Annotated in this window: 14 protein-coding genes; 3 read left to right on the forward strand and 11 right to left on the reverse strand. The window is 68.9% G+C overall.

Translation table 11 applies throughout. The features are described from left to right. The first annotated feature begins 72 nt into the window (after positions 1-72). Both G3I78_RS44470 and G3I78_RS44475 read left to right on the forward strand, forming a co-directional pair. On the forward strand, positions 73-741 hold the full coding sequence (locus G3I78_RS44470) for a response regulator transcription factor (RefSeq protein ID WP_164435774.1): 669 nt from the start codon (positions 73-75) through the stop codon (positions 739-741). After that, complete coding sequence (locus G3I78_RS44475; protein ID WP_164435776.1) at positions 738-2,138, forward strand: HAMP domain-containing sensor histidine kinase; 1,401 nt, start codon at positions 738-740, stop codon at positions 2,136-2,138. The genes G3I78_RS44470 and G3I78_RS44475 overlap by 4 nt, the downstream gene beginning before the upstream one ends. Positions 2,139-2,173: 35 nt before the next feature. On the opposite strand, the gene G3I78_RS44480 is transcribed toward G3I78_RS44475, so the two are convergent. The 11 genes from G3I78_RS44480 to G3I78_RS44530 form a co-directional block, all read right to left on the reverse strand. Then, entirely contained in the window at positions 2,174-2,650 is a 477-nt protein-coding gene (locus tag G3I78_RS44480) for a MarR family transcriptional regulator (RefSeq protein WP_164435778.1), read from the reverse strand. A gap of 92 nt (positions 2,651-2,742) precedes the next feature. Beyond that, positions 2,743-3,540 (reverse strand): AIM24 family protein, encoded by a 798-nt coding sequence (locus tag G3I78_RS44485; RefSeq protein ID WP_164435781.1) that lies wholly within the window; start codon positions 3,538-3,540, stop codon positions 2,743-2,745. Further along, complete coding sequence (locus G3I78_RS44490; RefSeq protein WP_164435783.1) at positions 3,537-4,187, reverse strand: AIM24 family protein; 651 nt, start codon at positions 4,185-4,187, stop codon at positions 3,537-3,539. The genes G3I78_RS44485 and G3I78_RS44490 overlap by 4 nt, the downstream gene beginning before the upstream one ends. Position 4,188: 1 nt before the next feature. Next, positions 4,189-4,821 carry an AIM24 family protein gene (locus G3I78_RS44495; RefSeq protein WP_164435848.1) on the reverse strand — a complete coding sequence of 211 codons (633 nt, stop codon included), beginning with the start codon at positions 4,819-4,821 and terminating at the stop codon, positions 4,189-4,191. A gap of 167 nt (positions 4,822-4,988) precedes the next feature. Beyond that, on the reverse strand, positions 4,989-6,083 hold the full coding sequence (locus G3I78_RS44500) for an amidohydrolase family protein (protein WP_164435850.1): 1,095 nt from the start codon (positions 6,081-6,083) through the stop codon (positions 4,989-4,991). A 340-nt stretch (positions 6,084-6,423) separates the two neighbouring features. After that, positions 6,424-7,323 carry an SMP-30/gluconolactonase/LRE family protein gene (locus G3I78_RS44505; protein ID WP_164435785.1) on the reverse strand — a complete coding sequence of 300 codons (900 nt, stop codon included), beginning with the start codon at positions 7,321-7,323 and terminating at the stop codon, positions 6,424-6,426. Positions 7,324-7,343: 20 nt separating this feature from the next. Beyond that, on the reverse strand, positions 7,344-7,994 hold the full coding sequence (locus G3I78_RS44510; RefSeq protein WP_164435787.1) for a TetR/AcrR family transcriptional regulator: 651 nt from the start codon (positions 7,992-7,994) through the stop codon (positions 7,344-7,346). Then, positions 7,991-8,671: a DUF4166 domain-containing protein gene (locus G3I78_RS44515; protein ID WP_164435789.1), complete on the reverse strand. Its 681-nt coding sequence runs from the start codon at positions 8,669-8,671 to the stop codon at positions 7,991-7,993. Before G3I78_RS44515 ends, G3I78_RS44510 begins: the two co-directional genes overlap by 4 nt. A gap of 64 nt (positions 8,672-8,735) precedes the next feature. Further along, positions 8,736-9,488 carry a hypothetical protein gene (locus G3I78_RS44520; protein ID WP_164435791.1) on the reverse strand — a complete coding sequence of 251 codons (753 nt, stop codon included), beginning with the start codon at positions 9,486-9,488 and terminating at the stop codon, positions 8,736-8,738. A gap of 148 nt (positions 9,489-9,636) precedes the next feature. After that, positions 9,637-9,930: an MTH1187 family thiamine-binding protein gene (locus tag G3I78_RS44525; protein WP_052840632.1), complete on the reverse strand. Its 294-nt coding sequence runs from the start codon at positions 9,928-9,930 to the stop codon at positions 9,637-9,639. Beyond that, positions 9,927-10,271: a DUF3817 domain-containing protein gene (locus G3I78_RS44530; RefSeq protein WP_164435794.1), complete on the reverse strand. Its 345-nt coding sequence runs from the start codon at positions 10,269-10,271 to the stop codon at positions 9,927-9,929. The genes G3I78_RS44525 and G3I78_RS44530 overlap by 4 nt, the downstream gene beginning before the upstream one ends. A gap of 856 nt (positions 10,272-11,127) precedes the next feature. Here G3I78_RS44530 and G3I78_RS44535 point away from each other — a divergent pair. Continuing rightward, positions 11,128-12,903 carry a cellulose synthase catalytic subunit gene (locus tag G3I78_RS44535; protein ID WP_164435796.1) on the forward strand — a complete coding sequence of 592 codons (1,776 nt, stop codon included), beginning with the start codon at positions 11,128-11,130 and terminating at the stop codon, positions 12,901-12,903. Positions 12,904-12,906: the final 3 nt, after the last annotated feature.

Genomic DNA, 12,906 nt, shown 5'->3' on the forward strand with positions numbered 1-12,906 from the left:
GCCGGAGGACAGCTGAAGCGGACCTGAAGGCCCCTGAAGGCGTCTTCAGGTTCGCTTTGCGACGCTGTACACATGCGCCTGCTGATCGTCGAGGACGAGAAACGACTCGCCGTGTCCCTTGCCAAGGGACTCACCGCCGAGGGCTATGCCGTCGACGTCGTCCACGACGGCCGGGAGGGACTGCACCGGGCCGGCGAGGGGTCGTACGACCTGGTGATCCTCGACATCATGCTGCCCGGCCTCAACGGCTACCGGATCTGCGCCGCCCTGCGCGCCGCGGGCCACGAGGTGCCGATCCTGATGCTCACCGCCAAGGACGGCGAGTACGACGAGGCCGAGGGCCTGGACACCGGCGCCGACGACTACCTGACCAAGCCCTTCTCGTACGTCGTCCTCGTCGCCCGCGTCAAGGCCCTGCTGCGCCGCCGCGGCCAGGGCGCCGGGGCCTCGCCGGTCCTGGAGACCGGGCCGCTGCGCATCGACACCGCGGCCCGACGGGTCTTCCTCGACGGCGCCGAGGTCACCCTCACCGCCAAGGAGTTCTCCGTCCTGGAGCAGCTCGCGGTGCGGGCCGGCGAGGTCGTCTCCAAGGCGCAGATCCTGGAGCACGTCTGGGACTTCGCGTACGACGGCGACCCCAACATCGTCGAGGTGTACGTCAGCACGCTGCGCCGGAAGCTGGACGCGGGCCTGATCCGCACGGTCCGGGGCGCCGGGTACCGGCTGGAGGCCCGCAGATGAGCCGCCTGTTCGGGTCGGTCAGGGCGCGGGCGACGCTCGGCGCCACGCTGGTCGTCGCCGTCGCGCCGCTCGCCGCCGGGGCCGCCGTACTGCTCTCGCTGCGCTCCAACCTCATCGACCAGGCCGGCACCCAGGCCGAGCGGACCGCGCGCAAGGTGGCCGCCAACCTCGCCGCCGGGACGCCGTACGGCGAACTCAAGCTGGACGACGACGAGGAGCCGGTCCAGGTCGTCGACGCGAGGGGCAGGCTGGTCGCGGCCAGCGAGGACCTCCAGCGGATCAGCGGCACCGGCGTCGGCGCGGTGAAGCCGGAGGCGCCTGCGGGCGGGACCGGCTCCGAGGACGACGACGATGACGACTCGTCCCTCGAACCCGGCGAGATCGACGACGACGTCACCCTCACCGACGGCTCCGCCACGATCGACGGCGAGTCCGCGGACTACCGTTTCGCCGCGCTGAAGGTCGAGGTCTCCGACAAGGGCACGCTGACCGTGTACGCGGGCGCCTCCCTGGACGCCGAGCAGGGGGCCGTGGGCACCGCGCAGACGGTGATGCTGATCGGGTTCCCGCTGCTGATCGGTGTCGTCGCGGCGGTGACCTGGCTGGTCACCCGACGGGCTCTCAGGCCGGTCGAGGGCATCCGCGCCGAGATGGCCGCGATCACCGCGTCCGAGGACCTCGCCCGCCGGGTGCCGGTGCCGGACACCCACGACGAGGTCGCCCGGCTCGCCCGCACCACCAACGAGACGCTGGCCGCGCTGGAGACCTCCGTCGAGCGCCAGCGGAGGTTCGTCGCCGACGCCTCCCACGAGCTGCGCAGCCCCATCGCCTCGCTGCGGACGCAGCTGGAGGTCGCCGCCGCGCATCCGGAGTTGCTGGACCTGGAGGGGGCGGTGGAGGACACGGTGCGGTTGCAGCGGCTCGCGGCGGATCTGCTGCTGCTGGCCCGGCTGGACGCGGGGGAGGGGCCCGGTGACCGGCGGATCGACCTGGGGGCGCTGGCCGTTCGGGAGAGCCGGGGGCGGGACGGGGTCACGGTCGGGACGGCGATGGTGGAAGTGGCCGGGTCCCCGGGGCAGTTGGAGCGGGTGCTGGGCAACCTGCTCGACAACGCGCAGCGGCACGCCCGGTCCGCGGTCGCCGTGACCGTGCGGCGGGACGGGGCGTGGGGCGTGGTGGAGGTCGCCGACGACGGGGACGGGGTGCCCGCGGGGGACCGGGAGCGGATCTTCGAGCGGTTCGTGCGGCTGGACGAGGCGCGGGCCCGGGACGACGGGGGAGCGGGGCTCGGTCTGGCCATCGCCCGGGATGTCGCGGTGCGGCACGGGGGGACGCTGACGGTGCGTGACGCGCCGGCAGGCGGGGCCCTTTTCGAGCTCCGCCTGCCGGTCGTGTGACACCTGTCGGGGTGCCTCGGTCTGTCCGAAGGCCCTTACGGGCGCCCCCTGTGACCTCGCAAGTGCTCCGCGATCGGCTTCAGGGCCTTGTCCAGCTCGGGCAGGGAATCGGTCGGCACCAGGTCGATGAAGTGCCTCCGCACGGACGCCACGTGGTGGGGCGCGACCTTCTTCATCGTCTCCATGCCGTGCTCGGTCAGGACCGCGTACAGGCCGCGGCGGTCGGACTCGCAGTTCTCGCGCCGGACCAGGTCCGCGTTCTCCATGCGGGTGATCTGGTGCGAGAGGCGGCTCTTGGACTGGAGGGTGGCGGAGGCGAGATCGCTCATTCGCATACGCACACCCTCCGACTCGGAGAGGTTCACCAGGATCTCGTAGTCGTTCATCGTCAGGCCGAACGGCTGGAGGTCCTTCTCGAGCTGATACGTCAACAGCCTGTTGACCTCCAGGTGGGTGCGCCAGGCGCACTGCTCCGCATCGGTCAGCCAGCGCGTGGCCGTCTCGGTCTCCATGAATGAAGTCTACCTAAAATGTTGAAAGGCGAACTAATGAGGGTGGTGTGACGGTGCGCACGCGTTCGATGTCACACTCCGCAGACTACCGCTCACAGCCCGAAGCGACGCTGGAGGTCGCCCAGCTGTCCGGGAAGGCGCGGTACCCCCGGCTGCTGTGGATGCCCTGTGGGCGCCCCATGACCGCCGGGTACTCCGGGCTCGGTCGGAACCACCCCCGTGGCCTGCTCGGCCATCAGGACCTCGGTCGACTGGAGCAGTACGGTGCCGGCCCCCACGAACTCGAACTGGTGCTCCTCCCCGGAGGCCCCGCCGAGGCCCGTCATCGCACGTAGACCGCCCATCAGGCCGGTCATGTACCCGTGGTCGTAGTGGTGGCACGGGGAGGGGCAGTCGGCCCAGCCCACAAGCGCTTGCGGGTCCACCCGGATCGGGGGCTCCATGAACACCACCGGGCCGTTGGAGGCGGCCACGAACTTTCCGGTTCCGATGAGGGTCAGAAAACCCGGCACGATCGACTGCTTCAGCGCGAGACTTGGCTGAAAAGCGAGCAGGTTGCCCGAGCGAATGGTCAGGTTGCCGTCTTCGAGGTCGTACGAGTTCACGTCGAAGGCCCGGTCGGCGAGGAGCATCTTGCCGGAGCCCTGCGCCACCACCCAGTCGCTCGCGTGCAGAGGCGAATGGAACGACGTACGGACGAGACCGTCGAGACGGCCGTGTCCGATGCCGTTGAAATCCATCTGGCCGTAGTAGGCGATCATCTTCCCCTTCTGCAGGAACCACTGGCTCCCCTTGAGCTCCACGCAGAAGGTGTAGTTGTTGACGTTGTCGTCCGACGGCAAAGTCATCGGGTCGTACACGGTGGGGCCCGCGCCCGGGTAGTGGCTCACAGCTTCTCCTCCGAGGCCTGGACGTACACCGCGCCGTTCCCGCTGAGCTCCAGCTGGAAGGCCTCGCCGGAGCCCCGGCCCACCATGTCGCGCCAGCCGAGCGCAGTCGACAGCTTGTTGCGGACGTCGCCGTGGTGGGCGACGTAGGCCTGCGGGTCCACGTGGACGGGCCGCTGGGGCGTGATGGGGACCTCGAAGACACCGCCGTGGGCCATGACCGCCACCGAGCCGTGGCCCTTGAGCGTGGTCGTGAAGAGCCCCTGGCCGCTGATCTGGCCGCGCACCATGCCCATCACCCCGCCCTGCGAGCCCATGAACATGGTGCCCTGCTGGAGGGTGCCCTCGAAGGCGAGCAGCCGGTCCGCCTCGACGTACAGGGTGTCGCCGGTGAGGTTGATGACCGTGACGTGGTGGCCGCCGTGCCCGAAGAGCACGGTGCCGCTGCCCTCGACGGTCATCAGGGGCGTGTCCTCGTTGGCCACCCGGCGGCCGATCATCGACATGACGCCGCCCTGGCCGCCCTGGATGTTGGGGGTGAAGGACACCTCGCCCTTGTACGCCAGCATCGCGCCGCGCTGGCTGAACAGGCGCTGGCCGGGCAGCACGGTCGCCTCGACCATCTTCGAGTTGATCTCGCGGAACGCCATGTCACACATCCCCCGCGATCGTGTTCCGCTCGCTGGGCTGGACGTACACCAGGCCGTCGCCCTCGAAGCGGATCTGGAAGGCCTCGCCGCCGCCCTCGCCCATGAAGGTGCGGAAGGTCACGCCGGACTGGAAGGACTGGTTGAGGTTGCCCTGGTGGGCGATGTACGCGCCGGGGTCGACGGTGAGGGGGTACTGGCGGCTCACGCGCAGCACCACGGCGGGGCCGTCGGACATGATCGCGGCCTGGCCGTGCCCTTCGACGGTCGTCGTGAAGAGACCGTTGCCCTGGGTCGCGCCGCGCAGGCCGGTGAACTGGGTGCCGGTCCTGAGGCCGGCGTCGGTCGCGAGCAGGTTGCTCGACTCCACGTACAGCTTGTCCCCCTGGAGACTCACGAGGTTGATCTCCGAGGCACGGTCCGCGAACCAGCACGTGCCGTGCCCCTGTACCTCCATCACGGTCATCTGCTCACCGGTGATGCGGCGGGTCACCATGCCTCGGATGCCCTCGCCGCCGCCGCTGAGCTTCTTGAACTGCATCTGTCCGTCGTACGCGACCATCGAGCCGTTCTTCGCCTTCACGGCGTCTCCGGTCATGTCGACGGCGAGCACCTTGCTGCCTTGGAGTCGAAACATCGCCACGGGGTGAATTTAGCTGGCTGAAAGCCCTTGCCGACAGTGCCTCCGGCGGTGGGGCCGCTGTTCGCCTGCGGGAGACCGCCGGCCGCGACGATCGTCACGCATGGCCGGAGGCGACCCCCACCGCCGGGGAGGGGGCGGTGTCGGCGGGGGATGTCCAGCGGTCAGACCTTCATTCCGAACAGTTTTTCCGCATTTCGGAACGCGATTTTCTCCTTGGTTTCGCGTGGCAGATCGACTGCCCGGAACCAGTCGGTTCCGTCCTTCATGTCTGCAAACGGGTAGTCGGTTGCGAACATCACTCGATCCACGCTGATGTACTTCAGCAGGAGATCGAGCAGGTCATCCTGGAAGAATGCACTGGTGGTGAACCAGAAATTGTCATGGAAATACTGCTCGAACGGCTTGTCCAGGCTCTTCCTGGTCACTTCGCTCATCTTCTCCACCACGCGTTCGTAGAAGAACGGAAGACCCTCTCCCATGTGGCCGATGATGATCTGCAGCTTGGGATGCCTGTCGAACACCCCTGAGGTGATCATTCGGAGGCACTGGGTGACGACTTCCTGGTGCCATCCATATGCGGAGATGCTGAGGACCTGGTCCTGGAACTCTTTCTGATACTCCGGCCGCATATTGCTGTAGTAGATTTCGAAAACCTCGTCGGGCGGCAGACCCGGATGGATGTATATCGGCACGTCAAGGGATTCGGCGCGCGCCAGTACGGGCTCGAAGTCGGGATGGTCGAGGAACTTCTTGCCGATGATCCCATTGGTCAGACATCCCAGGAATCCGTCTTCCCGAACCGCGCGCTCCAGCTCGTCCGCCGAGGCTTCCGGACTCTGCAGCGGCAAGGTGGCAAATGCCTCGAACCGTCGCGGATAGATCCCCATCGGTCCCTCGACAAGCATCCTGTTGAGACGGTAAGCAAAATCGATTCCCTTCTGACCTGGGACGTTCTGCACGCCTGGCGTGTGTGCGGAGAGGATTTGAACGTTGAGCCCCGCCTCGTCCATCGCACCGATGCGGCGCGGGCCGATCTCGGCAAGACCGGTGTCCTCAAGGAACAGCCTGTCGTTCAGCACCATCAACTCGCGAGTGGAAAAGGTCTCCTCCGTGCCGATGAAGGGCAGGTCTTTGTCTCGTTGCGCTATGTCCGAGGTCTTTTTCTCGTTCGCTGCCGTGCAGGAGACAATGGCAGGCGCGGACAAGCCGGCACCAATGCCGACTGCCGTGGCGGACAGAAAACTGCGGCGTCCCATGGAATTCACGTCAGTCTCTCCTCAGGCGTTTGTGTGGTGCGGCACCCGTCCGTTTCCGGCATGGCCTCAACGCTAGGCCAAATTCCGTTCTGTTTCGTCGTACTGCGGTCGTCATCCCCCGGGAGACAAACAGCACGACGTTACTCCGGCGGTAGTAACATCCGGAGCGCCGTTCGCCACCCGCACCACAATCAAAGCCCGTCGCAACCGGGCCCGAAGTCCAGGAGGCGGCTGCCGATGCGCCTACGAGAGCGGGATGTCCGAGCGAGTGCGGCTGGGCTTGGTCACGCGGTGGGTGACCATCGGCCGAGAGCGTTGCCGACGGGGCACGCCACAACCGCTACACCCTCGGCGCTCCCGTCACGGACATCATCAGGGAGTACAGGGAACTGGTCGCCGCGATGAACAGGCGGTTCCCCTTCGCGCCTCCGAAGGTCACGTTGGCCACCGGTTCCGGTACCCGTACGCGGCCGATCAGGGTGCCGTCGGGGGCGTAGCAGTGGAGGCCGTCGGAGAGGGCGGCGGCCCAGAGGCGGCCCTCGTCGTCCAGGCGGATGTTGTCGAAGTGGACGCCGGAGGGGGCCTGCGCGAAGACGCGGCCGGAGGACAGCGTGCCGTCGGGGTGGACGTCGTACGTGTGGATGCGGGCGGCCCGGGAGTCGGAGACGTAGAGCTGTCGCTCGTCCGGGGAGAGGATGACGCCGTTGGGGCCGTCGAAGCCCTCCGCGGCGAGGTGGACTTCGCCGGTCCCGGGGTCGATGCGGTACACGTGGCACGCGCCGATCTCGGAGTCCGCCCGGTGCCCTTCGTAGTCGCTGAGGATGCCGAAGTCGGGGTCGGTGAACCAGATCGTGCCGTCGGAGCGTACGACGGAGTCGTTCGGGCTGTTCAGGCGCTTGCCGGCGTGGTGCGTGGCCAGGACGGTCACCGTGCCGTCGGGCTCGGTGCGGGTGACGCGGCGGTTGCCCTGCTCGCAGGTGACCAGGCGGCCCTGCCGGTCGAGGGTGTTGCCGTTGCTGTTGCCGGCCGGGGAGCGGAAGACGCCGACCGCGCCCGTGGCCTCGTCCCAGCGCAGGATGCGGTCGTTGGGGATGTCGCTCCAGATCAGCTGGCGCCAGGCGGGCAGGTACAGGGGGCCCTCGGCCCAGCGGCAGCCGTCGTGGAGGACCTCCAGTCTGCTGTCGCCCTTGGTGCAGGGAAGGAAGCGGTCGTCCAGGATCTCGTAGAGGCTGTCGGGCACGGGGTCCTCCGGGGTGCGGGTCAGCGGCGGCCGGTCTTGCGGAGACGGTGGCGCACCGCGCGCTGGGCGACCGGGCCCAGGTCCTCCAACGCGGCGACGAGCACACCCAGTTGCTCCAGGGCGTCCAACGCGGCCGTGGCCCCGGCGGCGTCGACCCCCTCGTACAACTCGATGCCCACGAATGACGCGGCCACCGCCCGTGCCAGGCCGGCCGGGTCGGTGAACTCCCCGAACGGCGTGCCCGCGAGGACCCTCCTGAGGACCTTCTCGATCTCGACGATCCACAGTTCGAGTCCCGCCGCCGTCGCCGCGCCGAGGCTCTCGCGGGTCTGGGCTCCGGCCAGCAGCTGGCCGAGGCGTGCCACATGGCCCAGGCCCCGCTCCTGTTCGTGGATCTCCCGGCCCACTTCGAGGAGTTCGGACAGCGACCGCACCTCGTCGAAGCGGGTCCGGTAGCGCGCCACGGACTGCTCCGCGCCGTACCGGCAGGTCGCGGCGAGGAGTTCGTCCACCGAGCCGAAGTGATAGAAGACCAGCGCCTGGTTGACCCCCGCCGCCGCGGCCACCGTGCGGGCCGACACCTTCGCGATGCCCTGGTCGGTGAGGGTGCGCAGGGCGCCCTCCAGGAGCTTGGTCTTCGTCTCCAGCGACTTGGCCGTCTCGGGGCTCACGCGCGGGCCTCCTCGCGCACGGGGCGCAGACCGGGGCGGACCCCGCATGCCGCGACGTCGCTGTACGTCGCCCGGAACGAGCCTTCGTAGCCGAAGAGCGGGCCGAAGTACCTGTTCACGACCCGTACCTGGATACAGAACCGGTCGGCCCCTTCGTCGTACGACTCCCTCACCTCCGCCGTCGCCCCGGCCAGCTCCGGCACCCGCACGTCCACCGCCCCCTCCCGGAACCGGTGCTCCCCGGAACGGATCAGTAGCGAGCCGTCGGGCTCGGCGTGGAAGTGGAGGTCGCTCGCCAGGTGCTGGTGGGTGCCCAGGTAGTCGAGGACACGGTCGCCCTTGGGGCCCAGGACCATCTGGGCGTCGAAGCGGCGAGGGCGGCCGGGGAGCTGGAAGGTACGCACGAAGGTCACCGTCTCACGGCCGAAGCTGTCCAGGTACGGCACGTTCTCGATCACGAACGGCACACCCCGCCCCGCCCTCGGCACCAGGATGTTCCGGGTCGCCCCGAGCGCCAGAAACGGCTTCACGAACGCCCGCCCGTGCCAGACGCGGTCCATCACACCGTGCCCGGTGCACGCCTCACCGCTGACGAGACCGACCGAGAAGCGGCGCTGGAGCTGGGGGTGCAGACGGTCGAAGGCAGGGCCCATCGCCGTACGGAAGATCGAGGTCATGGCCGGTCTCCGGGGGCTGTCGGTCGGGGATCGTGAGGGAGGTGGGAGGAGCGGGGCCCCGCCGTCACCTCAGCTCCTTCAGGGCTCCCAGCACCCGCGGTGCCCGTGCCCGGACCGGGGGCTGTCGTACGCAGCGGCGGGCCGCCGGGGTGCAGGGGAGGGGGGACTTGAAGAGGGCCAGGGAGATGGTGAGGGCGAGGAGGAGGGGCGAGGCGTAGGCCATCGACGCGGCCAGGGGACCGAAGAGGCGCAGGAGGCCTTCCAGGCCGAGGCCCGTGCAGGCGACGGTGATGACGAGGGCGCGGACGACGAGTTCGGCGAGCCAGTTGTACAGCGCCCGCTCCGGGGTGATCCCGCGCTCCAGCCACAGCCGCAGCCGGTCGAAGGACCAGGCCGTCGCCCAGCCCATGAGCGGGCGGAAGAGCAGCCGGTCGGCGAGCGCGCCGGCGCGGCCCCAGCGGGGGCGGTAGTCGTAGCCGGTGAGGAAGGTGACGCCGTCGCCGTCGGGGACGTAACGCCAGTAGCCGCTGCCCTCGGCGAGGAGGGAGAGGGGGTGCGGGGAGGAGAAGCGCAGGGCGGAGGTGCGGGTGCCGTCGGGGCGTTCGCGTTCGCCGGCGGAGACACCGGTGCCGGCGACGGTGAGACCGGGCAGCACGCGGGTGGCGTACCGGAAGCGCTGCGGCTCGCCCTCCGCGCGCGGGAGGTAGGTGATGCGGGTGAAGCGGAGGTCCCAGCGCTGGTGCTGGGAGGGGTCCTGCGTCCGGTTCCAGAGGTCTTCGAGATCGGCGCGGATGCGTGTCTCGATGTAGAGCCCCATTGATTCCCCCAGGTGAGACAGCTATTTGAGCAACTGCTCAAACAATCTGGGCAGGAACGTACAGCATTTTGAGCGACCGCTCAATATCGGGGCACGAGAAAACCCCGGCCCGCGCGGGCCGGGGTTTCGCCGGTCGGGACGCCGTCCGTCAGCCGGCGAGGTGCCGCTCCACCGTCTCCACCTTGGACGTCAGTCCGTCCGTGACTCCGGGACGGATGTCCGCCTTGAGCACGAGGGACACCCGCGGCGCCCGCGCCTCCACGGCGGCCACGGCACGCCTGACGACGTCCATGACCTCGTCCCACTCCCCCTCGATCGAGGTGAACATCGCGTCGGTCCGGTTGGGCAGCCCCGACTCACGCACGACACGCACCGCGTCGGCGACGTACTCACCCACGTCCTCGCCGACCCCCAGCGGGGTCACGGAAAAGGCGACGATCATGCGCTGACGGCCCCTTCCTTGCGGGCGCGGGAGGCGATCACGGCGTCTTCGGCCTCCCGCTTGAGCCTGCGCTCGGCGAAGAAGCCGCCGGTGGGCAGTACGGAGAGGACGAAGTACCAGATACCGGTCTTCGTGGACCACTTGGTGCGGTTCCAGGCGTCGAGCCAGAAGATCACGTAGAGGATGAAGAGAACGCCGTGGACCATGCCCATCACCGGCACGGCATTGAAGTCCGTGGTCCGCTTCAGCACCGAGCAGACGAGCAGGAGGAGGAACGAGATCGCCTCGGGGCCGGAGACCAGGCGGAGGCGTCGGATGGCGGAGGCTGTCTTGAGGTCCACGGGTCACCTTCGGTTCAGTTTGTGAACGAACGCACAAGCGTTCGCCCATTGTGACAAACAGTCCGGGCAGGCGAGTCTGGGGGGTCACCCTCCTAAGCCCTCCGGGAGCCCCTGTGCAGTTCGTTTTTCTTCATGACCCTGCCGGGCCTCGTGGTCCTTCTCACACTCCTCGCCTTCATCGACCAACTCCTCCTCCGCACGGGCCGCTCCACCGCCCTCCCCTGGCGTAACCCCGCCCCACTCGACGGTGGACCTCGCCTCGGGTAAGGCGGTTATCCGGCTCCGGGGGACGGGCGACTGGCGGGGTGGTGAGTTGGGTGCCTAAGGGGGTGCCGGGTTCGGTTGTGGGGCGGGTGCGGGTGCGTCGTGGCTGGTCGCGCAGTTCCCCGCGCCCCTGAGGAGTTGCAGCCGGCCTGCGCCGATACCCGACCCCCCTCGACCGCGGCGCCCAACGTGCGCCACGACGGGCCGTTGGCCGCGTACGGTGCGCAGGGGACGGGGTGGGGGGTGTCCGCCCGCAGCGGCCGGCGTCCGTTACCGAGCCCTGTTTCGATGGACCGAGCCGCCGGACCGAGGACGGATACCCCCCACCCCGGCCCCGACCCACAACACACCCGCACGCGCTACACAAGCCCCCACCGATGCCGAGCGGGCCGCCGCAGGCATCCAGGGGCGCGGGGAACTGCGCAAAAACGCCCGCCCCCACCGAACCCGCAGCCAAACAACGGCCCCACCGCCGGAGGCACCGGCACTCGGCTGGACCCCCCTAACTAGCAATGTCCAAGAATCTCCACTTTTGTGTGGATATCGAACCCCTCGCAAGGTTCGAGAACTCCTCACTCAACTGGAGGGCGCTGTGCGGCCGGAGGGCTACGACTACGACACCTACAGCCGACTCGCCGGCCCGCTCACGGAGCCGGACACCGACGCGGCGTACCAGGTGCAGTACACCTCGCTGCTCTCGAGGGAACCCCGCCGAATACGCGCCGTCCTCCTCATGAGCCTCGCGCCGCTGCTCACGGCCGCCCTCCTCGTCTACCTCGTCTGGCCCACCCACTGGGTGGAGCGCGAGGGCGGCTCGGAGTGGATGGTCCACCTCGACGTCGTGATGCTCATAGCCATCGGCCTCATCGAGCTGTTCATGGTGGTCAACGTGGCATCCGTCGCCCACGCCACCCTCGTCGCCCGCGACCCCGTACCCGTCACCCCCCAGACCGGCACCCGCGTCGCCTTCCTCACGACGTACGTCCCCGGCAAGGAACCCCTCTCGATGGTCCGCGCCACCCTGGAAGGCGCCACGAGGATCGTCCACACCGGCCCCCTGGACGTCTGGCTCCTCGACGAGGGCGACGACGAACAGGCCAAGGCCCTGTGCGCGGAACTCGGCGTCCGGCACTTCACCCGGCACGGCGTCCCGGAGTGGAACAGGGACAAGGGCGTCCACAAGGCCCGCACCAAGCACGGCAACTACAACGCGTGGATCGCGATGCACGGCGACGAGTACGACTTCTTCGCCTCGGTCGACACCGACCACGTCCCGCTCCCCAACTTCCTGGAGCGGATGATGGGTTACTTCAGGGACCCGGACATCGCCTTCGTCGTGGGACCGCAGGTGTACGGCAACTACCACAACCCCGTCACCAAGGCCGCCGAGTCCCAGCAGTTCCTCTTCCACGCCCTGATCCAGCGGGCCGGCAACCGCTACCGCGCCCCCATGTTCGTCGGCACCAACAACGTCGTACGCATCGCCGCCGTCAAGCAGATCGGCGGCCTGTACGACTCCATCACCGAGGACATGGCCACCGGCTTCGAGCTGCACCGCCGCCGCAACCCGCTCACGAAGCACCACTGGCGCTCGGTCTACACCCCGGACGTGCTGGCCGTGGGGGAGGGCCCGGCCTCCTGGACGGACTTCTTCACCCAGCAGATGCGCTGGTCGAGGGGGACGTACGAGACGCTCTTCAAGCAGTACTGGAAGGCGCCCTTCACCATGCCTCCCGGGCGGCTGTTCTCGTACACCCTGATGCTCGTCTACTACCCGATGACGGCCGTCAACTGGCTGCTGGGCATCCTCAGTTGTGTCCTGTTCCTCTGGTTCGGAGCCTCCGGCACCCAGGTCGCCGCCTCCGTCTGGCTGATGCTCTACAGCGACGCGGCCGCCCTCCAGATCGGGCTCTACCTGTGGAACCGGCGCCACAACGTCTCCCCGCACGAGCCCGAGGGCTCCGGCGGACTCGCGGGCATGGCGATGTCGGCGCTGTCCGCGCCGATCTACCTCAAGTCCTTCGGCGAGGCGATCGTCAGAAGGCCCAGCCGGTTCGTCGTCACCCCCAAGGGCGGGGACACCAGCCCCGACCGGCTGCTGACCTTCCGGATCCACCTCTTCTGGGCGGTCCTCCTCGCGACCTCGCTCGCCGCCTCGGTGGTCCTCGACCACACGCACGTGGCCATGCGCACCTGGGCGGTCCTCGCCATGGCGATATCGCTGGCGCCGGCCGGGGTCTGGGCCGCCTCGCTGCTCAAGGAGCGCCGGGAACGCCAGACCCTGCACGCGACGGCCCCGCGGGTCGTCGACGAACCGGCCCTCGCCACCTCCTCTTCCGTCTCCGGCACCTCGACAGGGGGCAACTAGGCC

The sequence above is a fragment of the Streptomyces sp. SID13726 genome, from assembly GCF_010548375.1.
Lineage (GTDB): Bacteria > Actinomycetota > Actinomycetes > Streptomycetales > Streptomycetaceae > Streptomyces.

Excerpts from the sequence above, each read along its gene's own strand:
- G3I78_RS44470 (WP_164435774.1), top strand. The coding sequence starts at position 73 with ATGCGCCTGCTGATCGTCGAGGACGAGAAACGACTCGCCGTGTCCCTT.
- G3I78_RS44475 (WP_164435776.1), top strand. The coding sequence starts at position 738 with ATGAGCCGCCTGTTCGGGTCGGTCAGGGCGCGGGCGACGCTCGGCGCC.
- G3I78_RS44480 (WP_164435778.1), bottom strand. The coding sequence starts at position 2,650 with ATGGAGACCGAGACGGCCACGCGCTGGCTGACCGATGCGGAGCAGTGC.
- G3I78_RS44490 (WP_164435783.1), bottom strand. The coding sequence starts at position 4,187 with ATGGCGTTCCGCGAGATCAACTCGAAGATGGTCGAGGCGACCGTGCTG.
- G3I78_RS44495 (WP_164435848.1), bottom strand. The coding sequence starts at position 4,821 with ATGTTTCGACTCCAAGGCAGCAAGGTGCTCGCCGTCGACATGACCGGA.
- G3I78_RS44500 (WP_164435850.1), bottom strand. The coding sequence starts at position 6,083 with ATGGGACGCCGCAGTTTTCTGTCCGCCACGGCAGTCGGCATTGGTGCC.
- G3I78_RS44515 (WP_164435789.1), bottom strand. The coding sequence starts at position 8,671 with ATGACCTCGATCTTCCGTACGGCGATGGGCCCTGCCTTCGACCGTCTG.
- G3I78_RS44520 (WP_164435791.1), bottom strand. The coding sequence starts at position 9,488 with ATGGGGCTCTACATCGAGACACGCATCCGCGCCGATCTCGAAGACCTC.
- G3I78_RS44525 (WP_052840632.1), bottom strand. The coding sequence starts at position 9,930 with ATGATCGTCGCCTTTTCCGTGACCCCGCTGGGGGTCGGCGAGGACGTG.